At 73.1% G+C, this 23816-nt stretch carries 21 protein-coding genes; 11 read left to right on the top strand and 10 right to left on the bottom strand.

The window, feature by feature from the left end:
- Positions 1-86: 86 nt before the first annotated feature.
- A complete protein-coding gene (gene hppD, locus PUR71_RS32480; RefSeq protein WP_329930757.1) occupies positions 87-1301 on the bottom strand; it encodes a 4-hydroxyphenylpyruvate dioxygenase in 1215 nt (404 codons plus the stop codon).
- 207 nt (positions 1302-1508) lie between these two features.
- Positions 1509-2852 carry a phosphoribosyltransferase family protein gene (locus PUR71_RS32475; RefSeq protein ID WP_329930756.1) on the bottom strand — a complete coding sequence of 448 codons (1344 nt, stop codon included), beginning with the start codon at positions 2850-2852 and terminating at the stop codon, positions 1509-1511.
- A 709-nt stretch (positions 2853-3561) separates the two neighbouring features.
- On the opposite strand from PUR71_RS32475, the gene PUR71_RS32470 reads away from it, so the two are divergent.
- The 3 genes from PUR71_RS32470 (at position 3562) to PUR71_RS32460 (ending at position 5040) form a co-directional block, all read left to right on the top strand.
- Complete coding sequence (locus PUR71_RS32470; RefSeq protein WP_329930755.1) at positions 3562-3984, top strand: hypothetical protein; 423 nt, start codon at positions 3562-3564, stop codon at positions 3982-3984.
- Positions 3985-4029: 45 nt separating this feature from the next.
- On the top strand, positions 4030-4692 hold the full coding sequence (locus PUR71_RS32465) for a cupin domain-containing protein (protein ID WP_329930754.1): 663 nt from the start codon (positions 4030-4032) through the stop codon (positions 4690-4692).
- Positions 4693-4848: 156 nt separating this feature from the next.
- Positions 4849-5040 carry a hypothetical protein gene (locus PUR71_RS32460; protein ID WP_329930753.1) on the top strand — a complete coding sequence of 64 codons (192 nt, stop codon included), beginning with the start codon at positions 4849-4851 and terminating at the stop codon, positions 5038-5040.
- A gap of 181 nt (positions 5041-5221) precedes the next feature.
- Here PUR71_RS32460 and PUR71_RS32455 read toward each other — a convergent pair whose 3' ends face one another.
- Entirely contained in the window at positions 5222-7498 is a 2277-nt protein-coding gene (locus PUR71_RS32455; RefSeq protein WP_329930752.1) for a GAF domain-containing sensor histidine kinase, read from the bottom strand.
- Positions 7499-7929: 431 nt separating this feature from the next.
- On the opposite strand from PUR71_RS32455, the gene PUR71_RS32450 reads away from it, so the two are divergent.
- The gene (locus PUR71_RS32450) at positions 7930-8571 is read left to right on the top strand and encodes a response regulator transcription factor (protein WP_329930892.1); all 642 of its coding nucleotides are present in this window, start codon (positions 7930-7932) and stop codon (positions 8569-8571) included.
- Between the two features lie 595 nt (positions 8572-9166).
- On the opposite strand, the gene PUR71_RS32445 is transcribed toward PUR71_RS32450, so the two are convergent.
- A complete protein-coding gene (locus PUR71_RS32445; RefSeq protein ID WP_329930751.1) occupies positions 9167-10867 on the bottom strand; it encodes an acyl-CoA dehydrogenase family protein in 1701 nt (566 codons plus the stop codon).
- 149 nt (positions 10868-11016) lie between these two features.
- Entirely contained in the window at positions 11017-11616 is a 600-nt protein-coding gene (locus tag PUR71_RS32440; protein ID WP_329930750.1) for a PadR family transcriptional regulator, read from the bottom strand.
- A 185-nt stretch (positions 11617-11801) separates the two neighbouring features.
- On the opposite strand from PUR71_RS32440, the gene PUR71_RS32435 reads away from it, so the two are divergent.
- Complete coding sequence (locus tag PUR71_RS32435) at positions 11802-12272, top strand: SPW repeat protein (protein ID WP_329930749.1); 471 nt, start codon at positions 11802-11804, stop codon at positions 12270-12272.
- A gap of 147 nt (positions 12273-12419) precedes the next feature.
- Here PUR71_RS32435 and PUR71_RS32430 read toward each other — a convergent pair whose 3' ends face one another.
- Together PUR71_RS32430 and PUR71_RS32425 are read right to left on the bottom strand one after the other, a co-directional pair.
- Entirely contained in the window at positions 12420-13853 is a 1434-nt protein-coding gene (locus tag PUR71_RS32430; protein ID WP_329930748.1) for a class II fumarate hydratase, read from the bottom strand.
- 115 nt (positions 13854-13968) lie between these two features.
- Complete coding sequence (locus PUR71_RS32425) at positions 13969-14688, bottom strand: carbon-nitrogen hydrolase family protein (protein WP_329930747.1); 720 nt, start codon at positions 14686-14688, stop codon at positions 13969-13971.
- 366 nt (positions 14689-15054) lie between these two features.
- Between PUR71_RS32425 and PUR71_RS32420 the strand changes: the two genes are divergently transcribed.
- Positions 15055-16986, top strand: coding sequence for a cholesterol oxidase substrate-binding domain-containing protein (locus PUR71_RS32420; protein ID WP_329930746.1), 1932 nt, complete (start codon positions 15055-15057; stop codon positions 16984-16986).
- A 34-nt stretch (positions 16987-17020) separates the two neighbouring features.
- Here the strand turns inward: PUR71_RS32420 and PUR71_RS32415 are convergent, their stop codons facing one another.
- Entirely contained in the window at positions 17021-17680 is a 660-nt protein-coding gene (locus tag PUR71_RS32415) for a helix-turn-helix domain-containing protein (RefSeq protein WP_329930745.1), read from the bottom strand.
- Positions 17681-17824: 144 nt separating this feature from the next.
- Between PUR71_RS32415 and PUR71_RS32410 the strand changes: the two genes are divergently transcribed.
- Positions 17825-18577, top strand: coding sequence for an AzlC family ABC transporter permease (locus PUR71_RS32410; protein WP_329930744.1), 753 nt, complete (start codon positions 17825-17827; stop codon positions 18575-18577).
- Positions 18577-18885 (top strand): AzlD domain-containing protein, encoded by a 309-nt coding sequence (locus PUR71_RS32405; RefSeq protein ID WP_329930743.1) that lies wholly within the window; start codon positions 18577-18579, stop codon positions 18883-18885. Before PUR71_RS32410 ends, PUR71_RS32405 begins: the two co-directional genes overlap by 1 nt.
- Positions 18886-19000: 115 nt before the next feature.
- On the opposite strand, the gene PUR71_RS32400 is transcribed toward PUR71_RS32405, so the two are convergent.
- Positions 19001-19375 carry a GNAT family N-acetyltransferase gene (locus PUR71_RS32400; RefSeq protein ID WP_329930742.1) on the bottom strand — a complete coding sequence of 125 codons (375 nt, stop codon included), beginning with the start codon at positions 19373-19375 and terminating at the stop codon, positions 19001-19003.
- Between the two features lie 104 nt (positions 19376-19479).
- Here PUR71_RS32400 and PUR71_RS32395 point away from each other — a divergent pair, with 104 nt between their 5' ends.
- Positions 19480-20667: an acyl-CoA dehydrogenase family protein gene (locus PUR71_RS32395; RefSeq protein ID WP_329930741.1), complete on the top strand. Its 1188-nt coding sequence runs from the start codon at positions 19480-19482 to the stop codon at positions 20665-20667.
- Positions 20668-20790: 123 nt separating this feature from the next.
- Positions 20791-21171: an ADP-ribosylation/crystallin J1 gene (locus PUR71_RS32390; protein WP_329930740.1), complete on the top strand. Its 381-nt coding sequence runs from the start codon at positions 20791-20793 to the stop codon at positions 21169-21171.
- A gap of 267 nt (positions 21172-21438) precedes the next feature.
- On the opposite strand, the gene PUR71_RS32385 is transcribed toward PUR71_RS32390, so the two are convergent.
- Positions 21439-22644, bottom strand: a complete 1206-nt coding sequence (locus PUR71_RS32385; protein WP_329930739.1) for an IS110 family transposase — start codon at positions 22642-22644, stop codon at positions 21439-21441.
- Between the two features lie 210 nt (positions 22645-22854).
- On the opposite strand from PUR71_RS32385, the gene PUR71_RS32380 reads away from it, so the two are divergent.
- Positions 22855-23733, top strand: coding sequence for an alkaline phosphatase family protein (locus PUR71_RS32380; protein ID WP_329930738.1), 879 nt, complete (start codon positions 22855-22857; stop codon positions 23731-23733).
- Positions 23734-23816 lie beyond the last annotated feature (83 nt).

Genomic DNA, 23816 nt, shown 5'->3' with positions numbered 1-23816 from the left:
CTGCTCCTCCTCGACCGTGCTCAGCCGCTCGTGCTCACGGTGCGTCGACCGTGTTCAGAACCCCGTGCTCCGGGGCCCCTGCACCCTCACAGGTTGCCGCGGCGCTCCTGCTCGCGCTCGATGGACTCGAACAGCGCCTTGAAGTTGCCCTTGCCGAAGCCGAGTGAACCGTGGCGCTCGATGAACTCGTAGAACACGGTGGGGCGGTCGCCGATCGGCTTGGTGAAGATCTGCAGCAGGTAGCCGTCCTCGTCGCGGTCCACCAGGATGCCGCGGCTCTTCAGCTCCGCGATCGGCACGCGCACCTTGCCGATCCGGGCGCGCAGCTCCGGGTCGTCGTAGTACGCGTCCGGGGTGTTGAGGAACTCGACGCCGCGCGCCCGCAGGATGTCGACGGTGGTGAGGATGTCGTTGGTGGCGAGCGCCATGTGCTGGCAGCCCGGACCGGTGTAGAACTCGAGGTACTCGTCGATCTGCGACTTCTTCTTCGCGATCGCCGGCTCGTTCAGCGGGAACTTCACCCGGTGGTTGCCGCTCGCGACGACCTTCGACATCAGCGCGGAGTAGTCGGTGGCGATGTCGTCGCCGACGAACTCGGCCATGTTCACGAAGCCCATGACCCGGTTGTAGAACGAGACCCACTCGTCCATCTTGCCGAGCTCGACGTTGCCGACCGCGTGGTCCAGCGCCTGGAACAGCCGCTTCGGCGAGCCCTCCGGGTGCTTGACCTTGCTCTCCGCGACGACGTAGCCCGGCAGGTACGGGCCGTGGTAGCGGGAGCGGTCGATCAGGGTGTGCCGGGTCTCGCCGTAGGTGGCGATCGCGGCGCGGCGCACGGTGCCGTTCTCGTCCGAGACGTCGTTCGGCTCCTCCAGCACGGTCGCGCCGGTCGCGCGGGCGTGCGCGATGCACTTGTCGACGTCCGGCACCTCCAGGGCCAGGTCGACGACGCCGTCGCCGTGGCGGCGGTGGTGGTCCAGCAGCGGGCTGTCCGGCTGGACGCCGCCCTTGATCACGAAGCGGCACGAGCCGGAGCGGAGCACGAAGGCCTTGCGGTCGCGGCGACCGGTCTCCGGGCCGGAGTAGGCGACCAGCTCCATGCCGAACACGGCCTGGTAGAACTGCGCCGTCTGGGTGGCGTTGCCGACCACGAACACGACCGCGTCCTGCGCGGTCACGGGGAACGGGTCGGTGGCCGGGTCGTGCTCGACGAGGCCGACGAGGCGGCGCAGCTGGTCGGCGTCGAGACCGGCCTCGCGCTCCTCGGGGGTCAGCTCAAGGGCCTGGGACTGCGGGGTCATCGGTCTTCCTCCACTCTGGGCCTCGGCTCTGAGGCGTCCGCTTGAGGCGGCCGCGCCGCTGATGGGGTGGGCGGTGCGACTGAGCGCAGAGCTTGCTCCTGTCCGGGGGGTTGGGCAACAGGTCGGTTTTTCACTGTTCAATGTGTACAAGCTGATCAGGAAATGCTGCGAACGACTGCGCAATATGTTCTGCCGATCGGGGCCGATTCACGAACTCTGCGTAACCGGGGCAGTGGGGCCGCCCGGTGTCCGGAGGTGTTGCCGGAACCAGTCCCCGGCCAGCCCGGCGACCTGGTCCAACGCACCCGGCTCCTCGAACAGGTGGCCGGCGTGCGGGACCACCGCGAGTTCACTCTCGCAGCGCAGCAGGGCCTGCGCCCGCCGGTTGAGGTCGATCACCGTGCCGTCGAGGCCGCCGACGACGAGCAGGGTCGGAGCGGTGACCCGGGCTAGGGTGTCCGGGCCGGCCAGGTCCGGGCGGCCGCCGCGGGACACCACCGCGCCGACCGCGGACCCGAGGGCGGCGGCGGTGCGCAACGCGGCGGCGGCGCCCGTGCTCGCGCCGAACAGACCGATCGGCAGGGCCCCGGCCGCCTCCAGGGCGGGCAGCCGCTCGGCGACGGCGGTCAGGCGGGAGCCGAGCAGGGCGACGTCGAACACCTTGCTCCGGTCCGGCTCCTCGTCGGCGGTGAGCAGGTCGAACAGCAGCGTGGCGAGGCCGGTCCGGTTGAGGTGGCGGGCGACGTGCCGGTTGCGGGGGCTGTGGCGGCTGCTGCCGCTGCCGTGGGCGAAGACGACGATGCCGCGGGCGCCTGCGGGGACGGTCAGGTGGCCGGTCAGGTGCACGCCGCCGGCGGAGAGCTCCACGTCGCGGTCGACGGCGACGGGCGCGGGCGGGTGCTCGCCGCGGGCGTCGGCCAGGAGGCCGAGGACCTCGGCGTCGCCGGTCTGGGAGAAGTCGCCGTAGAACTCGCCGATCGCGAAGAACGGGGACGGCGTGGCGACGCAGACGAGCTCGTCGGCGACATCGGCCAGGCGGTCCGTCCAGTCCCGGGGCGCCACGGGGACGGCGAGGACCACGCGGGCGGCGCCGCGGGCGCGGACGATCCGGCAGGCGGCGCGGGCGGTGGAACCGGTGGCGATGCCGTCGTCGACGACGATGACGGTCCGGCCGCGCAGGTCGGCGGGCGGGCGGCCGTCCCGGTAGCGGCGGGCGCGGCGCTCCAGCTCGGCGCGCTCCTGCCGCTCCACGTCGGCGAGTTGGTCGGGGGTGATCCCGCCGAGGCGCATCACCTCGTCGTTCAGGACCCGGACGCCGCCCTCGCCGATGGCGCCCATGCCGAGCTCTGGTTGGTAGGGCACGCCGAGCTTGCGGATCACGCAGATGTCCAGGGGGGCGCCGAGCGCCGCGGCGACCTCGGCGGCCACGGGCACCCCGCCGCGCGGCAGGGCGACCACGACCGCGTCCGCGCCGTCCAGGTGCCCCAGACGGGCGGCCAGCCGGCGGCCCGCGTCGGTGCGGTCGGTGAAGTGGGTACCGGTGACGTGCATCTCGCAGCCTCCGAGTTCCACGGTACGTCGGGTGGGCGGCGGTGGGGTGGGCGGCCGACAGGTAACAGCTGACAGATGACAGATTTCGAAATCTGTTATCTGTCAGCTGTTACCTGTTCGCCGTCGACTTGCGGTTCCCGTCCCACGCCCGGTCCCGCCCTCGCCCCGCTCCTTGCCCGGGACTGCCTTGGGCGCGCCCCGGGCGCGGGACGGGAACCGCACGGGACCAGGCCCCCGTGCGGCCGGGACGGCGGGCGGCGGACGGTGAGTGTCGAAGGCGGGCCGCCGGCGCCGGCCGCGACCCGAAGGAGGCCCGAAATGCCGGGCACCGTCCTCATCGACCTGCGCCACGGCGGCGCGATCAACCCCGGCCGACTCCTCGCCGGCCCTCTTCGCGGCGTCGGCCTGCAGCGGCTCGACCCAGGGGCAATGCAGAGGTCATCGCCGACGCCGTCGAGCATCTGCTCTACATCACCGCCGGCTCCGGCCTGGCCGCCGCTCCCGAGACCGCTGCCCCCGCCGAGGCCGCTGCCGTCGCCGAGGCCGCGTCCGTCGCCGACACCGGCATTCCGCTCGTCGAGGGCACCGCGCTCACCCTCCCGCTCGGCACGCGGACCGTCGTCACCGCCGGCATCGCCGGGATGGAGTACTTCCACGCGGTCCTCGCCGTCCCCCACCCCGCCCGAGCCCCGAAAGAAGGCGAACCCCGGTGATCGTCTCCAGCGCGACGTCCTCCGCCGCCGTCATCCTCGGCCCGAACGGCGAACGCGTCCGCGTCCGCTGCCTCGCGCGCCGCGACATGCTCACGAGCGCCTGCGAGTCCTTCGACCACGTGCGCCTGAGCCCCGGCGCCCGCCACGTCCTGCCGGGACGCGCCGACCCCGAGGCCGTCCTCCACGTGCTGCGCGGCACCGTCACCGTCGGCCAACAGGTCGAGGGGCCGAACCACTTGGCCTCGGACGGCGACCTCCTCCTGGCCCTGCGCGGCCGCCCGCTCCACCTCGAGGCCGGGCCGCTCGGAGTGGAACTGCTCTGCCTCACCCTCGCCGCGCCCCGCCCCACCGCAGGGACACGAGAGAGTCTCGCCCGCCGTCGTGCCGAATGTCGCCGAGCGCGTCACACCCACCCCTGACCCCACTACCGTTCGCCCGCCCAGCGATTCCCGGAGGCGATCCGCGTGATCCTCGTCCCCGCCGCCGTGCCCCGCACCGCGCCCGCCTTCCAGCGTCCGATCGACCCGAGGCGCCGCCCGCCCGTACTCGCCGGCCTGACCATCGAGACGCTGCCGCCCGGCGCCCACGTCGAGCAGCGCTCCCCGGCGGACGCCGAATTCGTGACCGTCCTGCTCGCCGGCCGCCTCGAAGCGGCCGGCCGGATCCTCGGCCCGGGCGAGGCGCTCCGCCACCCGCCCGGCAGTGCCTGCCACCTCACCGCCCTCCGGGGCGCACCGACCGCCATCCTCACCGTCCAGCCGGTACGGGTCGAGGAGCCCGGCAACATCCCGGCCCAGCGCAGTAGTTCCTCGGAGCGGAGCGCCTGGCAGGGCGTCGCCGTCACGTCCGTGACCCTCGCTGCGGGCGAAGGACACGAGCCCCTGCGCCACTCGGCGTCCGATGCGTTCATCGTGGTGCTGTCCGGCACCGGCACGCTGGTCGGCGAGAACGGCCAGGCCGCCCTCTTTCCCGGTGACTTGGCATACATCCGGGCGGGGGAGTCCCACGGCCTCCGGGCCGACCCGCAAGGACCGGTCACGGTGCTTCTGGGCCGCGTCTGGTACCCGGCCCCCTCGGGTGGCCTTCTCGTCGACGGCGACCGGCCGCGCTCCTGTCGGTCGCACTGAGCATCGCCGCCCCTTCCTCTGCCCAGGCTGGGACCGGTCCTCTGGGACCGGAACGGGACGGCGATCCCATGCGGCCGGGGCGCACGCGTGCGCACAGTGGTGGGTGAGGGGTCGATGGACTCGGCCGTTCGGTTCGGAAGAAGCGGGAGTACCACCATGGCAACGAACACCACGACGAAGGCGCTCTGCGTGGCCGGCGCCGCCGTCGGCGCCATCGCGGCAGCGGTCGCGCTGAAGAGCGCGTGCTCACCGTCGGCGTCGGTGCCGGGCACCGGCTCGGCGCCGGGCACCGGGGAGTCGCCGCACGGCTGCCAGCTCGGCCAGAAGTGCAAGCCCGGCCACACCTGACAGCCGGCCACGTTCCCGATCCCCTGGAGGCCCTCGGCGCATCCCGCACCGAGGGCCCTGAAGGGGTGTGACGGGCAGCCGGCCGAGCGGCCCCAATGGCTCAACAGCCCCAACGGGCCCCACGGCCCTAGCAGCCCCAAACAACGGCCCCAACGGCCCCAACGGCCCCGAAGCGGCCCCGTCACGTCTCCTGAGCGGAACCCGATCCTTCCACGCAGCGTGCGCTGGAGGGTGAGCGCGGCAGCCTCGCCAGCACCTGGGTGCCCGCGTGCTCAGGAAGCGGTCCGACGGTGCAGCTGCCCCCGATCTCTGAGGCCCGGTCCGCCATCGACCGCAGCCCCACCCCGCCGGCCCCGATGCCCGGACCATCCCCGCCGACCGCACGGGCCATCTCCCCGACGAGCCCCACTCCGTCGTCGCGCACGACCAGGGTGACGGCCTCCGCGTCCACTCGGAGCGTCACCCCGGCATGGCGTGCGCGGGCATGCCGGAGCACGTTGGTGAGGGCCTCGGCGGTGATCCGGTACACCGCGACCTCGACCGCCGCCGGCAGTTCGGGCAGCGGGTCCGGAGACACGTCGGCCGTCACGGTCAGCCCGGCGCCGCTGAACGTGTCGGCCAGTTGCCGCACCGCCCGTATGAGCCCGAACTCGCCCAGCGGCGCGGGCCCGAGGCGCTCGGTGATCCGCCGCACCTCCCTGATCGCCATCCCGAGGTCGGCCGAGATCCCGCGCAGCGTCCCGCCGAGGCCGCCGTCCGGGCCGGACGCCCCCGGCGCCCCCGGCACCTCTGGCGCCCCGGCATCTCCCGAGGCCTCCGACGCCGCCGAGGCCGAAGTCGTAGCAGTGGAAGCCACGTTGTCCACCCGCAGCCGTAGCCCCGCCAGGACCGGACCGAGTCCGTCGTGGATGTCCCGGCGCAGCCGGCGCCGCTCCTCCTCCCGCGCCGCGACGATCTGCTCCCGGCTCGCCTGCAGGTCCTCCTGTAGCCGCAGCGACGCGACCGCGGGCGAGGCCTGGTCGGCCAGCGAGCGCAGGATGTCGACGTCGCTCGGCTCCAACCGCTCCTCGCCGTTCCGCAGCCCGACCGTCAACTCGCCGATCGTCTCGCCGTGGTGGACCAGCGCGAAGCCCTGCGCCCGTCCGTCCAGCCGCCCCACCGAGGCGAGCGGGCGTCGCCCGGCGGCCCGCGTGCTGACGGTGAGCGCGACCCCGGGCAGCCGTAGCTCCTCCGCGACCGTCGCGCACAGCGCGGACGGCAGCTCCTCCGGGTCGACGACCTGCCGCACCTGCCCCGCGAGGCGCCGCAGCACCTGGTACGGCTGCGCCCGCTCGCCGTAGTACAGCCGGTCCACCAGGGAGACGGCCCACCGGGTGGCCCGGGGCAGTCCGGCACCGAGCGTGAACACGAGGGCGATGAGCACCAGCGCCGGCCCACCGCGGCCCGGTGCCAGCCAGCCGGACAGGACGGCCGCGAGCACCACGAACAGGGCGGTGATCCCGGAGGCCAGCAGCAGCCCGCTGAGGACACTGCGCGCGGCGCGGTCGAGCCGCCAGCCGCGGTCGCGGACGACCAGGTACCCGACGGCGACCGCCCACGCGAGCCCGGCCACCGCGAAGAGCGCGTAGCTGAGCCAGAACGCCTCCCGGTACATCCGCCGGTAGAAGTCCTGCATGCCGGCCCAGAACAGGTAGGCGGCGAGCATCGCGGAGACGTTCGCGCGGTGCCGCGCGGCGGACCGCCGCAGCCCCGCGGCCGGTGTGGCCGCCGATACGTCCGTCGGTACGTCCGTCGGTACGTCCGTCGGTCGGAGGATCCGCGTCAGCAGGACGACGGTGGCGATCCCGATGAGCAGGTAGTTGACGGCGTCCGAGGACCCGTACAGGTGCTCGCCGAGAGCTCCGAAGAACCGGGCGGGCGGGGTGTCCGCGAGCGGGTTGGGGCGGTCGAACACCTCGGGCTTGGCGAGGAACGACAGCGAGCCCGGCAGCACCCAGAGCGCGACCGCGGCGATGTACCACCACCAGCGGCGCGTGGTCAGCCGCCCGGCGGGCAGCCACAGCGGGAGAACGTAGAAGAGCGTGGAGTTGACCGTGTCGCAGAGGACCTGGAACACCGCCGCCGCACCCACGACGCCAGGGTCGGCGACCTGGACGGTGACCGGCGCCGCCGCCGCGTTGGGCAGGACGAGCGTGACCGCGTAGACCAGCATGACCCAGCCGAGCGGGTTGCCGGGCCGGTGGGCGTGGAGCAGCATCCCGGCGCCGGCGGTCGGCAGGGCGTAGATGAGGATGCCGAGCTCGTTCCTGGGCGTGACGACGCCCGGGTCCCCCAGGTGCACGAGCACGTAGCAGATCCAGGCGGTGGCGACGACGAGGCAGACCGCAGTGACGACCGCCGCCGCCGTGAGCTGCTGCCGGGCCGCCGTCCGCGGCCGGGGAGAGGACACCGTGGTCATGGCACCGCCTCGGAGGCTCGAAGGTGGACGTGGGCTTCGGGTGCTCGGGGCTCCGGCCCGGGGACGGCGACGGGTGGTCGCCGCTCCGAGGACCGCGTTCCAGCCTCGGCGGCCCGGTGTCCCGGGCGCATGAGGCAGCGGTCTCGTCCGCGGCCCGGAGCGCGCCCCTGCCCGTGTCGCGCCGCTCCGGCCCGACCGGTCAGCCGCCCGGATGACCCTCGGAGCATGTCACGGAAAGTCACCGGATCGTCGCTGGTAGCGTCGGTCGGGTGAACGAACACCGGGTGGACGAACCGCAGCCCGACGCGCCGGAGCCGGAGCTGCCGCAGCCCGGCACGCCACGGCCCGAGGAGCCGCCGTCAGAGGGAGCGCCGCCCGAGGAGCCGCCGCCCGGCGGGCCGGGGCCCGGCGAGCCGCAGGGCGTCAGGCCCGTGCGCGTCCTGGTCGTCGACGACCACCCGCTGTTCCGCGAGGGCCTGACGGCGGCACTGGAGAGCGCCGAGGGCATCTCCGTCGTGGCGCAGGCCGAGCGGATCGCCGAGGTGCCGGGCGCCGTCGAGCGGTCCGTGCCGGACGTCGTGATCATGGACCTCTCGCTGCCGGACGGCTCCGGCCTGGAAGCCCTCCGGGCGCTGTCGGGGCGCGAGCAGGCGCCGCCCGTCCTGATGCTGACCATGTCGGACGACGACGGGAACCTCCTCGCCGCCCTCCAGGCCGGCGCCCGCGGCTACCTGGTCAAGGGCGCCGGCCGGGAAGAGGTCCTGCACGCGGTGCGGACGGTCGCAGCGGGCGGAGCGGTGTTCGGCGGCGAGGTCGCGGGGCGGATCGCCGACCTGCTGGCGGGCGCGCGGATGCGAGAGGCGGGGCAGCTGTTCCCCGAACTGACCGCCCGTGAGGCCGAGGTGCTCGACCTGGTCGCGCGGGGCCTGGACAACCGGCGGATCGCCCGCGAACTGGTCGTGGCGGAGAAGACGGTGCGCAACCACGTGACCCACATCTTCGAGAAGCTGCACGTCGGCACGCGCGCCGAGGCGGTGGCCCGCGCGCGTGACATGGGCCTCGGCGACGGCTGACCGCTGCGGCCGGTCGACGGCAGAGTGCTGCGGCCGGTCGACGGCCGACCGGCGTCGTGGGGCGCCGAGGAGAACGGCACGGTCGGTTCCCGGACCCACGCCAACGGCCTTTCCATCGACGACCATTCGGTGATCGACACCTGCCTGAACTTCGACGTGATCGGCTCGCCGAGCCCCGGCTGCTCACCTACCGCCAGGACCCGGCCCTGGACGCCCTCTTCCGCGACCGGTTCGCCGCCCGCGGCACCGCCACCGAGCAGGACTTCGAGGGCGAGGGGCGCTCCGACCACGCGCCCTTCCAGGACAAGGGCATCCGCGTTGGCGGACTGTTCAGCCGCGCCGACCCCACCAAGACGGCCGACCAGGCCACCAAGCGGGGCGGCACCGCGGCCAGGCGTTCGACGCCTGCCGCCACGCGGGGTGTGCACCGGCGCCACCACCGACGACACCTTGCTGGGGCGGATGACCGACGCCATCGCCCACGCGCTCCGGACGCTCTCGGCCGACGGGAGCTGACCTGTCCGGCCCGCAAGGCCGATCGGGGGCGCCGGTCCGCCGACCGGCACCCCCGGGTCCTGCGTAGCCGTCCGCAGGACTACGGCTGCATCTCGTACGCGCCCGACAGCGCCTCGACGCGCGCCCACACCTTCGCGGCCCGCTCGGCGTCGGCCACCGGCCGGCGCACGTGGGCGAGCGCCCAGGCGGCCTGCTCCTCCGTGGCCGAGGCCTTGCCGTGCAGCTCGGTCGCGTGCGCGGAGAAGTCGCGCACCAGCGCGTCGAAGATCTGGTCCAGCACGTCCGCCTCCAGGCCGGTCAACTCGGCCTGCTCCAGCACCAGCTGGCCGTAGACGATCAGCGCGAACAGCTGGCCGATCTCCAGCAGGAAGTCGAGGTCGGCCTGCTGCTCCTTGCTCGGCGCGTGCGTGAGGAGCAGCTCGCAGAAGCCGTCGGCCTGCTCGCGGAAGCGGGCGACGTTCGGCAGGTGCGCGTGCCGGTCGTAGGCGGTGCGCCAGTCGTGGAAGCGGATCGCGCCGAGGCCGCGGGCCGGGCCCTGACGGAACAGGAAGACGTCGTCGGCGGCGTCCTGGCGGGTCGGCACGGGCGCGTAATCGGCCGGGGCGAACAGGTAGTTGGCCATGAACTTGAGGATCAGCGCCAGGTTGACGTGGACGGTGCCCTCCAGCTTCGGCAGGCCGCGGATGTCCTTGGCGGCCTTGTCGAAGTAGGTGTCCGCCTCGAAGCCCTTGGCCGCGATGACGTCCCACATGAGGTCGATGACCTTCTCGCCCTCGGTGGTGACCTTCATCTTGGTCATCGGGTTGAAGAGCAGGTAGCGGCGGTCCTCGGGGGAGGCGGTGCGGAAGTAGTCCACGGCCCGCGCGCTGAACAGCTTCATCGCCACGAGGCGGGCGTACGCGTCGGTCAACTCGCGGCGCACGTGCGGGAAGTCGGTGACCTTGCGGCCGTACAGGACGCGGTTGTGGGCGTGCGTGACCGCCTCGTACATGGCGTGCTCGCAGATGCCGACCGACGCCGTGCACAGGTTGAACTTGCCGACGTTCACGGTGTTCAGCGCGGCGTCGAACGCGGCCTGGCCGGTGTGCAGGACGTCCTCGGCGCGCACCGGGTAGTCCTCCAGCCGGAACTCGCTGACGTACATCTGGCTGTTCACGACGTTCTTGACCAGGTGGTAGGCCTCGTGGCGGCTGTCGGCGGCGAAGAAGACGTAGCCCTCGGGCCCCTCGACGTCCGCGCGACGGCCGAACACCGAGACCAGGCCGGCGACGTTGCCGTTGCCGATGTAGTACTTCGGGCCGGTCGCGGTGAAGCCGCCCTCGCCGTCCGGGGTGAGGATCATGTCGGTGGAGTAGATGTCGGCGCCGTGGGTGCGCTCGGAGAGACCGAAGGCCATGACGTGGCCCTCCGTCAGGAGGCGGGCGGCGCGGGCGCGGACGGCCTCGTTCTCGCTCTGCCACACCGGGCCGAGGCCGAGGATGGTGACCTGCCAGGTGTACCAGTAGCCGAGGCCGTAGAAGCCGAGGATCTCGTTCAGCTCGGCGATGCGGGAGGTGTCCCAGCGCTTGTCCGGGTCGGCGGCGGACGGGGTCAGGAACTCCGCGAACAGGCCCTCCTTGGCGGCGAATTCGAGGAAGTCGGCGTACCAGGTGCGGTCGATGTAGGTGTCGATCAGCGCCTTCTTGCCGCGCGACTCGAACCAGTCGACGGTCGCGCGCAGCAGCCGGCGGGTCGGCTCGTCGAACTGCGCGGGGTCGTACGTACGCGGGTTGAAGAGCATCACGGGCTCCCGGGGGTCGAGGGTGTGGAAGTGGCTGTGGGGTGGGGCGAGGGGAGGAAGCGGGGGATGGCGTGGAGCGGCCGACGAGCGACAGGGAACAGATGACAGATTTCAAACTCTGTTATCTGTCTTCTGTCATCTGTCGGCCGTCATCTGTCCGCCGCCGTCCGCCCCCCGTTGCCTGTCGCGTCGTCAGGGCCGGCGCCCTCGGCGACGAGGCGGTGCAGGGTGGTGAGCACGTCGTCCAGCCAGGCGAGGGTCATGCGCTCGTATTCGATGCCGCCGCGCAGTACCACGTGCTGGAGCTCCTGGGCGGTGTCGAGCGCGGTGAGGTCGGGGAAGTCGCGCTGCTCGCCGTGCAGGTAGCGGGCGAGCAGGGAGGCGTGGCCGTCGCGGTGGCGCTCGACCTCGGAGATCAGCGCGGCCGGGTCGTCGAAGGCGGCGGCGCGGATCTTCACCGCGAGCTCGTGCCGGACGGTCTCCGGCTCGACCGGTTCGCGGAGCCAGTCCGCGAGCGCGGCGCGGCCCGGACCGGCCGCCGAGTAGACCTTCTTGTCCGGCCGGCCGTCCTGGGCGACCTCCTCGGCGGCGATCCAGCCGTCCGCCTCCATGCGCCGCAGCACCCGGTAGATCTGCTGGTGGGTGGCGGTCCAGAAGCGGCCGATCGAGCGATCGAAGCGCCGGGCCAGCTCGTAGCCGGAGCCGGGCTGTTCCAGCAGTGAGACGAGGATCGCGTGCTCCAGTGCCATGCCCGCATCCTGCTATGCAACGAGTTGCATAGGCAATGGCGCATCGGAGCGGTGAGACGCAGGTCACCGCCGTGACCGGATGGTTATCGACCTTTTCGGACTATTGGGTGCAAAACGTTCGAGAAGCGCCAGAATGGGTACGGGGCAAGCGCCTTTCACGATCCGAACCACAGGAGGTGGTATCGGTGTCAACCCACACCCCGATGGGCATGGAGCACCATCCGGACATCGTCGAACTACGTGAACACTACGAGCGGGTCACCTCGACCCCGCGTGCCCAGGGCATCGAGGCCCTGGCCGTCCTGGCGGGCCTGTTCCTGGCCGCATCGCCCTGGATCGTCGGCTTCACCGCCTTCAGCACCCTCACCGTGACCTGCCTGATCGTGGGTCTGGCCTACACCCTGCTGATGGCGGGCTACGGGTCGGCCTACGAGCGCACCCACGCGCGGGCCTGGGCGGCCGCGGCGCTCGGCATCTGGACGATCATCTCCCCCTGGGCCGTCTCCGGATCGGTCGCGCACGGCAAGAACATCGTCACCTGCGTCATCGTCGGCGCCGTGATGTTCCTGCTCGGCCTCGCGGCGATCTCGATGGCCACGATCACGTCGAACGGAGCAGCGATGCGACTCGGCCGGGCCGGCCGCGCCAAGGGCTGACCTTCCCCGCAGCCCGCGTCCGGGGCACGGAACGGCGGCCCGCCGCCTCCGCGCCCCGGCGCACGCCCGCCGCGACCCCAGCCGCAACCGCGACCCCAGCCGCAACCGCGACGCCAGCCGCAACCGCGTCCGCCGCAACCGTGTCCGCTACGGCCGGGTCATCCGCAGCACGTCCAGAGCCTCGTCCAGTTGCTCCTTGGTGAGCTTCCCCTCCTCCACGTACCCTCGCTCCAGCACCACCTGACGGATGGTCTTGCGCTCCGAGAGCGCCTGCTTGGCGACCTTCGCCGCCTCCTCGTACCCGATGTACCGGTTCAGCGGGGTGACCACCGACGGCGAGGACTCGGCGTACTCCCGGGCCCGCTCGGCGTTGGCGGTGATGCCGTCCACCGTCCGGTCGGCCAGCAGCCGGGCGCCGTTGGCGAGCAGCCGCACCGACTCCAGCACGTTGCGGGCGATGACCGGGAGCATGACGTTCAGCTCGAAGTTGCCGCTCGCGCCGGCCAGCGTGACGGTCGCGTCGTTGCCGACCACCTGCGCCGCGACCATCAGGACCACCTCGGGCAGCACCGGGTTCACCTTGCCCGGCATGATCGACGAACCGGGCTGGAGGTCGGGCAGGTTGATCTCGCCGAGGCCGGTGCGCGGGCCCGAGCCCATCCACCGCAGGTCGTTCGCGATCTTGGTGAACCCGACCGCGACGGTGCGCAGCTGACCGCTCAGCTCGACCAGGGCGTCGCGCGCGCCCTGCGCCTCGAAGTGGTCGCGGGCCTCGGTCAGCGGCAGGTCGGTGGCGCGGGCCACCTCCTCGATCACGGCGGCCGGGAAGCCGGGCGGGGTGTTGATGCCGGTGCCCACCGCCGTGCCGCCGAGGGGGAGTTCGGCGACCCGGGGGAGCGTGGCCAGCAGCCGCTCGCGGCCGTGCCGCACCTGGGCCGCGTAACCGCCGAACTCCTGGCCCAGCGTGACGGGCGTGGCGTCCATCAGATGCGTGCGGCCCGACTTGACCACCTGCGCGAACTCGGCGGCCTTGCGCTCCAGTGCCTCGGCCAGGTGCTCCAGCGCGGGGATCAGGTCGTGGGTGACGGCGGCGGTGGCGGCGATGTGGATCGAGGACGGGAACACGTCGTTGGACGACTGGCTGGCGTTGACGTGGTCGTTCGGGTGCACGGGCCGGCCCAGCCGCTCGGCGGCGAGGGTCGCGATGACCTCGTTGGCGTTCATGTTGGACGAGGTGCCCGAGCCGGTCTGGAAGACGTCCACCGGGAACTCGCCGTCCCAGCGGCCGTCCGCGACCTCCTCGGCCGCCGCCGCGATGGCCGCCGCCGTCTCGTCGTCCAGCACGCCGAGCCGGGCGTTCACCCGCGCCGCCGCGGCCTTGATCCGGGCCAGCGCGGCGATGTGCGCGCGCTCCAGGCGCTGCCCGGACACCGGGAAGTTCTCCACTGCCCGCTGCGTCTGCGCCTGCCACTTGGCGGCCGCGGGCACGCGGACCTCGCCCATCGAGTCGTGCTCGACGCGGTAGCCCTCGCCCTGCTTGGTCCTGTCGGCCCGCTCGCCGTGGCCCTGCTGATCACCCATCGCGTGCTGCACCTCCTGAACGGTCCCGAACGGCCTCCCCGTCCCGGTCTCCGATCCTGACAGCCGCGCGCGGGCCCCGGGTATTTCCGTCGGCCCGCGAGTTCACTCCCGGGGGTTACGGCAGTTCGGCGCGGACCACCTCGCCGGGCGCGCTGCCGGCCTGGACGACCGGCGCGCCGCCCGGAGCCCAGAAGCCCGAGCCGCCCGAGGTGGCCGGGAACTCGCCGCTGGCCCCCGCGCTGGTGGAGAGGACCGCCCAGACGTCGTGGGCGGCGGCCCGGCCCCCGAGGTGCTCGTCGCGGCGGGCGGCGGACTCGGGCGAGGCACCGTAGAGGGTGGACGCGACGTAGGCGTCGATGCCGAGGGCCGCCGTCTCCTCGGCGTGCGCGGGATCGGCGGCGTCCGCGCAGATCGCGAGGCCGAGCCTGACCCCGTCCAGCTCCAGCACGACGGGCGCGTCCCCGGCGGTGAAACGGTTCAGCTCTTCGCCGTGCAGGCGCATCTTCCGGTAGACGACGGCGGCGCCCTCGCCGGTGACCGCCAGGGTCGCGATGTACTCCCGACCGTCGGCGTCCGCGGCCGGGGCCGCGGCCAGCGCGGTGGCGCCGGTCGCGGCGCAGGCGGCGACCAGCGGCGCGAGGCGGGCGTCCGCCGGGTCGAGGGTCGGAGCGGTGAGGTCGTAGCCGGTCAGCGACAGCTCGGGGAACACCACGAGCCGTGCTCCGGCCGCCCGGACGGCCTCGGCGTGCCGGGCGACGTTGCCGGACACGGTGTCCGGCCGGCCGGGCTCCTCGCAGACGGGCTGGGCGACGGCGACGGTCACGGATGCGGGCATGGCGGTGCTCCCGGGCGCGAAGTGGAAAAGATCAACGTATGTGGTCGTCCGATGACCTGCCAAGAGGGTTCGGGTGAGCGGCCGGGCAAGCGAGCAGGCAGGCGTGACGGGATGGCGGTCGGCCGCTGCAATGGCAGCGGTACGCCGAGGCCGCCCTCGTCGCGCCGACATGCCCCGGGGACGCGCTGACGGGCCCGGGGCGGCTCCGGTGGCCCTGGCCGTCGCGCATTGGCATGGGCCATGATCACTCGTACGGGTGAATGAGCGACGGGAACGCTTCAAACGGGCGTCCGGCCCTTCGTACGCTCCTGCCCGGACCCGGGACGGACAGCGGACACCCGGGCGACGAGCTCAGGGGGCGGACGGATGACCACAGGACCGTGGAGCGGAGCCGGCGACGGCCGCGATGCCGAAGCGGCGCGGGCGACGGACCCGGGCGCCGCGGACGGGACGCGAGCGCACGGCGGCGGCCTGACCAGGCGGCAGTTGCTCGGCGCGTCCGCGGCGATCGGCGCGGGGGCCTGGCTGCTGCACGGCACCGTCGGCCCGGACAGCGCCGAGGCCGCCGCACCCGTCCCGCCCGGCCTGCCCGCCGGTACCGAGCTCTACCAGCGCGTCTTCCAGAACTGGTCCGGCGAGATCCGCACCGACCAGTTGTGGACGTGCGCGCCCCGCACCCCGGAAGAGGTCCCCGCCCTCGCCGACTGGGCACACGCCAACGGCTGGCGCCTGCGCGCCACCGGCTACCGCCACACCTGGGCACCGCTCACCGTCGCCGACGGGACCCCCGACAGCGCCCGGGTGCTCCTCGTCGACACCAGCCGCCACCTCACCGCGATCACCGCCCACTCGCCGACCACCGTCCGCGTCCAGACCGGTGCCACCATGGAAGACCTGCTCGCCCACCTGGCGGGCCGGGGCCTCGGCCTCACCGCCTGCCCGGCGCCGGGCGAGCTCACCGTCGGCGGCGTCCTCGCCATCGGCGGCCACGGGAGCGCCGTCCCGGCCGCCGGCGAGACCCGCCGGGACGGGCACGGCTACGGATCGGTCAGCAACCAGGTCACCCGGCTCACCGCCGTCGTCCTCGACCCCGCCACCGGCCGCTACGCCCTGCGCACCTTCGACCGCTCCGAGGCCGACAGCGCCGCCTTCCTGGTCCACCTCGGCCGGGCGTTCCTGACCGAGGTCGTCCTGCGGGCCGGCGCCGACCGGCCGCTGCGCTGCGTCAGCCGCCTCGACGTCCCGGCGAGCGAACTCTTCGCCCGCCCCGGCGACACCGGCGCAGGCGGCGGGCTCCTGGGCGGCCTGCTCGGCGGCGGCGGACCGCGCACCTTCGCCGACTTCGTCGACCGCGACGGGCGCGCCGAGGCCATCTGGTTCGCCTACACCGAGTACCCCTGGCTCAAGACCTGGAGCATCGCCCCGGCCGAACCGCTCGCCTCCCGCGCCGTCGACCAGCCCTACAACTACCCCTTCTCGGACAACGTTCCGGAGCCCGTCGCCCGGCTCGCGGGCCAAATCGTCTCCGGCGCCTGGGCGTCGGCCCCGCTCTTCGGCCAACTCCAGTACCTCGTGGCCAAGGTGGGCCTCACCGGCGACCTCACGGACGTCCTCCTCACCGGCGGGCTCCTGCGCGACCTGCTCACCGGTGACCTCCTCACCCACCTCCTCGCCGGCGGACTCGGCTCCGACCTCTGGGGCCCCTCCCGAGCCCTTCTCCACTACGTGCGCCCCACCACCCTGCGGGTCACCGCCAACGGCTACGCGATCCTCTGCAAGCGCGCCGACCTGCAATGGGTCGTCAGCGAATTCGCCGCCCAGTACCGGAAACTGCTCGCCGACTACCAGGCGCGCGGTGAGTTCCCGGTGAACGGCGCGGTCGAGATCCGCGTCACCGGCCTCGACGACCCCGCCTACGCGGGCGTCCCCGGCGCCCGGCCCCCACTGCTCTCGGCGCTGCGCCCCCGCCCGGACCGCCCCGAGTGGGACACCGCCGTCTGGCTCGACGTCCTCGCCTTCCCCGGCACCCCCGGCCTCGAACCCTTCGCCCGCGACCTCGAACAGTGGCTGCTGCGCACCTTCGACGGCACCCGGGCCGGCCTGCGCGTCGAGTGGTCGAAGGGCTGGGCCTACACCGCCGACGCGGCCTGGTCCGACCCGGAGGTCCTCGGCCGGGTCATCCCCGCGAGCCTGCGCGACGGCGGCGGGCCCGGCTGGGACGAGGCGGTGGCCGTCCTGAACCGGCACGACCCGCACCGGGTGTTCGGAAACCCCTTCCTGGACGGCCTGTTGAAGTAGCCGCCGCCCATTCCCGCGCGGCAGTGACGGCCCGTCAGATGTGTTCCATGACGATGACCGCCAGGGTGTCCGGGGCGAGCGCGCGGAACACGTGCGGGGCGTCGCCCGGGTAGCTCACGTAGTCGCCCGGGCCCAACTCCACCGGGGCCTCCGTCGGCCCGGCCAGCGCCCGGCCGGCGCCCAGCATCACGTGCTCGACCGTGCCGGGCATGTGCGGGTCGGAGGCCCGGGTCTCGCCCGGCTGCGCCTCGATGCGGTAGATGTCGCGCCGGGCGTTCGGCGGGCAGGACGACAGCACGGTGGCCGCGTAGTCGGCCCGCTCCGAGTGCGTGACGGGGCCCTCGCCCGCCCGGATCACCCGTACCGCGGGCCGCGGCGGATCGACGAGCCGGCTGAACGGGACGTTCAGTGCCACGCCGAGCGCCCACAGCGTCTCCACGCTCGGGTTGCCGGCGCCCGATTCCAGCTGCGAGAGCGTGGACTTGGCGATGCCCGCCCGCCGGGCCAGCTCGGCCATCGACAGACCGCTGCGCTCGCGCTCGCGCCGGATCGACGCGGCGATCAGGCCGATCAACTCCGTGCCGGAGGCCGCCCCCGAGCCTTCGCCGGAGCCCGTGCCGGCGCCGCCGTCGGAGCCCGCCCCGGGTCCGGCGGAAGCGGCCGAAGCGGCGGGGGTGGGGCTCGGGTCACTCATGCTGTCCACTCACGCTTCCTCGCGTCTCCTGCGGTCCGTGTGCCTGGTCGGCCGCGCCCATGCTCCCATGCCTCGCATCGTTCGGTTTGGCGGTCCAATAGTTCGGCTTGACGAACGGCAGGCTGCGGGTTCATTCTAATGGACATGCGTTCGCTCCTCCGAACACTGGAGTCTGCCACTCTCCGTGACATCGCTCTGGTCTGCCTGGCCGACGCCCTCGTGGGCGCCTCCTTCGGTGCGATCAGCGTCTCCGGCGGCCTGCCGCTGTGGGTGCCGATCGCCATGTCCCTCCTCGTCTTCGCCGGCGGGTCCCAGTTCGCCGCCATCGGCGTGGTGCTGTCCGGCGGCGGTGCGCTCGCGGCCGTCGTCACCGGGCTGGTGCTCAACGCCCGTCTGCTGCCGTTCGGCTTCACCGTCGCCGACGTGCTCGAAGGCCCTTGGTGGCGAAGGTTGTTCGGTGCCCAGCTCATCACGGACGAGAGTGCCGCCTTCGTCCTGCAGCAGTCCGACGGCCGCCGTCGACGGGCCGCGTTCTGGCTGTGCGGGATCGCGCTGTTCGTGGTGTGGAACGTCTCCGTCGTGCTCGGCGCGGCCGCGGGCGGGCTGATCGGCGACACCGACGCGCTCGGCCTCGACGCCGCCTTCCCGGCGGTGCTGCTCGCCTTGGTGCTGCCGTCGCTGGGTGACCGTCGGACGCGCACGGCCGCGGTGGTGGGTGCGGTGGTCGCGGTCGCGGCGACGCCCTACCTGCCGGCCGGGCTGCCGGTGCTGCTGTCGCTCGTCGGGCTGCTGTTCGCCGGGAGGCCCTCGGCGGAGGGGGAGTCGCGGTCGACGGGAGTCGAGGACGTGGCCGTTGGGGAGAGTCGGCCCAGCGGCGTTAAGGAGGAAGTCCGTTGATGCCGCTGTATGCCGTGCTGCTGCTCGCCGCCGGCACGTACGCCTTCCGTCTCGCCGGGCCGCTGCTCGGGCACCGGCTCGAAATGTCCGATCGGCTCCGGCACTTGCTGGCCGTGGCTGCGTCCGTGCTGCTGGTCGCCCTGGTTGCCACCGGCGCGCTCACGCAGGGCCACGGCTTCGCCGGGTGGGCCCGGCCGGCGGGCGTCCTGGTCGCAGGGGTCCTTGCCGTGCGCCGCGCCCCGTTCCCCGCCGTCGTCGTGGCGGGAGCGGCGACGACCGCGGTGCTGCGGCTGTGCGGTGTGGGCTGACCCCCGTGGGCGACATGTGACGGCGAACAAGTAACAGCGAACAGATAACAGATTTCGAAATCTGTTATCTGTTTGCTGTTCGCCGTTTGCCGCCATCCATCACCCGTCACCCGCATCACCTTCCACCCGCCCCCACCGCCGCCAGCAGTCGCCCGGCGAGGCGGTGCCCGCGGTCCGCCGGGTGCACCATCAGCTTCGCGACCTCGCCCCGATGCCGCCCGTTGGCCGTCGTCGCCGGCTGCAGCTGCACCGTCCCCGCGAGTCGCCCGTCGGCCGCCGCCCGCGCCGCCCACACCACCAGCCGCCCATCCGCCACGTCCGGCACGAGCGCCCGCCCCCACCGCGCGGCCTCTGCCGCCTCCAACGGCGCCAGGAACCCGACCGACGCTCCGTCGTGGACGGTCTCCACCAGCAGTCCCGCCAGTTCGTCCGCCGCGCCGCGCAGCTCCTCCGCGGTCACCTCGCCGACCGCGTATCCGCCACCGGGCATGTCGTTTTCCTCACTCGCTCGTGCCCGCCCGCCGCCCCACCGGGTGCGGAATACTCCCGGTATCCCGTCATCCGCCGAGACCACCGAGACCCCAAGGAGCTTCGATGACGAAGCCGACCCGGATCGACCCGGCCGACCTGCTCGCCGTCGGCGACCTCCTCACCGACGAGGAGCGGCTCATCCGCGACACCGTGCGGAAGTTCGCCGACGAGCGGATCCGCCCGCACATCGGCGACTGGTTCGAGCGCGGGGTGTTCCCGGCCCGCGAACTCGCCCCCGAGCTCGGAGCCCTCGGCGTGCTCGGCATGCACCTCGACGGGTACGGCTGCACCGGGTCGAGCGCGGTCGCCTACGGCGTCGCCTGCATGGAGCTGGAGGCCGCCGACTCCGGGCTGCGCAGCTTCGTCTCCGTGCAGGGTTCGCTCGCCATGCGCGCGATCCACGCCTTCGGTTCGGAGGAGCAGAAGCAGCGCTGGCTGCCCGGCATGGCGGCCGGCGAGCTGATCGGCTGCTTCGCCCTCACCGAGCCGGACTTCGGCTCCGACCCGGCCAACATGCGCACCCGGGCGGTGCGCAAGGGCGGCGAGGGCGGCGACTGGGTGCTGTCCGGCAGCAAGATGTGGATCACCAACGGCAGCATCGCGGACGTCGCCGTCGTGTGGGCGCAGACCGAGGAGGGCGTGCGCGGTTTCCTCGTGGAGCGGGGCACCCGCGGCCTGACCGCCACCGACGTGCACGGCAAGCTGTCCCTGCGGGCCTCCGTCACCAGCGAGCTGGCCTTCGACGACATCGTGCTGCCGGCCGATGCCGTGCTGCCCGGGGTCGTCGGCCTGCGCGGCCCGCTGTCCTCCCTCAACGAGGCCCGCTACGGCATTCTCTGGGGCACCGTCGGCGCCGCCCGCGACTGCTACACCGCGGCCCTGGACTACGCGAAGACCCGCATCCAGTTCGAGCGTCCGATCGCCGGCTTCCAGCTGACCCAGCAGAAGCTGGTCGAGATGATGCTGGAGGTGGAGAAGTCCTACCTGGTCGCGCTGCGGATCGGCCGGCTCAAGGACGAGGGCGCCGCCCGTCCGCCGCACATCAGCTTCGGCAAGCTCAACAACGTCCGCACCGCGCTGGAGATCGCGCGCAGCGCCCGGACCGTCCTCGGCGCCAACGGCATCACCACCGAGTACCCGGTGCTGCGGCACGCCAACAACCTGGAGTCGGTGCTCACCTACGAGGGCACCAGCGAGATCCACACGCTCGTGCTCGGCGAGGCGATCACCGGGGAGTCCGCCTACCGCTGACGAGCGGTGAGCCGGAGCCGGAGCCGGAGGCGGACGCTGAGCCGCTGACGTCCGGTGAGCCGGACGCGGGCCGCGGGAAACGCGGTGGCCGGGCCCGAGCGGGCTCGGCTACCGTCCCCTGCCATGAACGGCCAGACCACGCAGAGCACCCCGACCGCCACCACGACCCTCTGGCGCCCGACCGGCCCCGAGGAACTGGCCCTGGTCGAGGCCGCCGACCGGCGCGCCTGGCCGCCCCGGCTGCCCGAGCAGCCGATCTTCTACCCCGTCCTGAACGAGGACTACGCGATCCGGATCGCCCGCGACTGGAACGTCCCGGCCTCCGGTGTCGGCTACGTCACCCGCTTCGAGGTCGAGACGGCCTTCCTCGCCCGGTACCCAGTCCAGCGGGCGGGCGGCCGGACCATCATCGAACTCTGGGTGCCGGCGGAGGAGTTGGCCGAGTTCAATCGGCACATCGTGGGCCGGATCGAGGTCGTCCACGAGTTCCGGCCGCAGTCCTGACGCCGGCCGTGCTGGCGCCAGTTGTCCTGATCCCTTGCTGCCCTGATCCCCCGCTGCCCTGATCCCCCGCTGCCTGAGGCTCCCGCTGTCCCGGTCCCCCGCCGACCGCCGGGGGACCAGGACAGCCGCCCGACATTCTGCGGACACCGCCCGTTCCGTGACCGGACACCAACCAGTACGGCGGGCGGTGAACCATGGCGCGGTCGGCAGCGCCCTCGACGGGCGCGCGCCGGGTGTGCACGACCGAAAGGAACCTCAATGATCGTGTCAAGCCGCCTGCGTGACCGGCGGGGCGGAGGTGAACAGCCTCTTGTCACGCAGCATCGCCCACAACACGTCCACCCGGCGGCGCGCGAGCGCCAGCAGGGCCTGGGTGTGCAGCAGCCCCTCGGCGCGCTTCTTCAGGTAGTAGTCCCGGGACGGGCCGGGCCGCATCATGGCGGTCTGTGCGGCCAGGTAGAAGATGTGCCGCAGGCGCCGGTTGTAGCGCTTGGGCCGGTGGTAGTTGCCGGTCCGGCGGCCGGAGTCCCGGGCAACTGGGGCCAGGCCGGCGTGGGAGGCGAGGCGGCCGGCGTCGCGGTAGCCGGACAGGTCGCCGACGATGGCGACGAACTCGGCGCCGAGGATGGGGCCCATGCCGGGCATCGACTCGATGATCTCGGCCCGCTTGTCGGTGCGGAAGGTGCTGCGGATCTCCCGGTCGTTGTCCTTGATGCGCTCGTCCAGGGCCAGCAACTGGTGGGCGAGGTCGCAGACCAGCTTCGCAGCCCGCTTCTCACCGGGCAGTTCGATCATCTGCGACTGGGCGGCTTCCACCGCCTTCGCGGCGACGGTGTCGGCTCCTCGGACCTTGCGGCGCTCCAGCCATGTCGCCAGCCGCTTGACGCCGATCCGCCGCAGAGCGGCCGGGGTCTGGTACTCGGTCAACATGACGACCGGACCCTTGGCCGCGGAGTAGTCGAAGGCACGCTCCAGGGCCGGGCAGATGCCCACGAGCAGGTCCCGGAGCCGGTTGACCAGCCGAACGCGGTCGGTGATCAGGTCAGCCCGGTAGTTCGTCAGCAGCTGCAGCGCGGTGACCAGTTCCGGAGGCGCGCTCAGCAGCGCGAAGTCCCGGGGACGCATCCGCGCCTGGTCGGCGATGACCCGAGCGTCCTTGGCGTCGGTCTTGCCCTCGCCCCGGTAGGCGCCGGACATGCGGTTGACCGTCCGGCCCGGGACGTAGACCACCTGCTGGCCGTGGGCGACCAACAGGGCCAGCAGCAACGTGGAGGCCCGGCCGGAGATGTCCACCGCCCACCGCACCTCGCCGGCCTTCTCCCGAGCGGTCTCGATGAGTTGGAGGATCTGCGATTCGTCGTTGATCACCTTCGTCGAGAACACGGTCTCGCCGTCGGTATCGACCGCGACCGCCCAGTGATGCCCCTCGCCGGCGTCGATGCCGACCCATATCCGCTCGTGAGCCGTGCTCAAGCCCGTCGCTCCGTATCCCTCGTGACCAGTACCTCGTGGTCCGAAGAACACTCCGCCGACAGGTCCCTAACCAGCGATGACCGCAGTTCTCAATCAGTGGTCGGAGCGTCCCGGAGGACCGGGCGGCCATTCCTTCCGAGCCATCAACGGCAAACCGCCATCAGCCACACCCGGTCCTCCCGGACCGCCTCACATTCTTAGGGAACCGCCATGTCCGCTGCCCCGTGGCCCCGCCCCCGCGTGCTCGTCGTCGGCATCGACGGCGTCCGGTACGACTACCTGGACCACGTGCCGATGCCGCGGCTCACGGAGGTCGCCGACGCCGGGTTCCTCGTGCCCGTGACCGTCGCGGACACCACCCCCACCATGTCCGGCCCCTGCTGGGCCACCATCGTCACCGGCGTCGAACCCGCCAAGCACGGCGTCTGGGGCAACCACCTCGCCGGCAACCGCCTCGACGTCTTCCCCGACTTCGCCACCCGCCTCAACCGCAGCGACCGCCGCCGCACCTTCGTCGCCGCCGGCTGGGACCCGCTGATGATCAACGAGTCCGGCGGCCCCCTCTTCCGCGCCCCCGGCCGCCTCTCCTACGTGGCCCCCGCCGAGGACACCCCCGAAGCCTGGGAGAGCGTCGACGAGGAGGTCACCCGCGAGGCCGTCCACGTCCTCGCCACCGCCGACCCCGAAGCCTCCTTCGTCTACCTCGGCGCCGTCGACGAGACCGCCCACTTCCTCGGCTGCGGCGACGAGTACCGCGCCGCCATGCGCAACGCCGACGAACGCCTCGGCCGCCTCCTCGACGCCGTCCGCGGCCGCGCCACCCACGCCGACGAACAGTGGACCGTCATCGTCGTCACCGACCACGGCCACGTCGACGCCGGCGGCCACGGCGGCCGCACCACCGAGGAGCGCACCGCCTGGGTAGCCTGCGCCGGCCACGGCATCCCCGCCGGCCCGCCCACCGGGGAGATCCGCCACCCCGACGTCGCCGCCCAGGTGTACGCCTCCCTGCTGCGCCCGATCGACCCGCACTGGACCCTCGACGGCCGCCCGTTCCCCGTCTCCCGGCCGGTGCCCGCCGCCGTCTGACGGGTGTGCGGTACGGCCCGGTGCCCCGGGTGCAGCACACCGGGCTGCGCCCGGGCCGGACTTGAGCGACGCTCTATCGGGAC

Origin of the sequence: Streptomyces sp. SP17BM10, assembly GCF_036322405.1 — a bacterium.
GTDB lineage: Bacteria > Actinomycetota > Actinomycetes > Streptomycetales > Streptomycetaceae > Kitasatospora.
The sequence above is the reverse complement of the archived record's forward strand: the minus strand, read 5'-3'. Positions and strand labels throughout refer to the sequence as shown.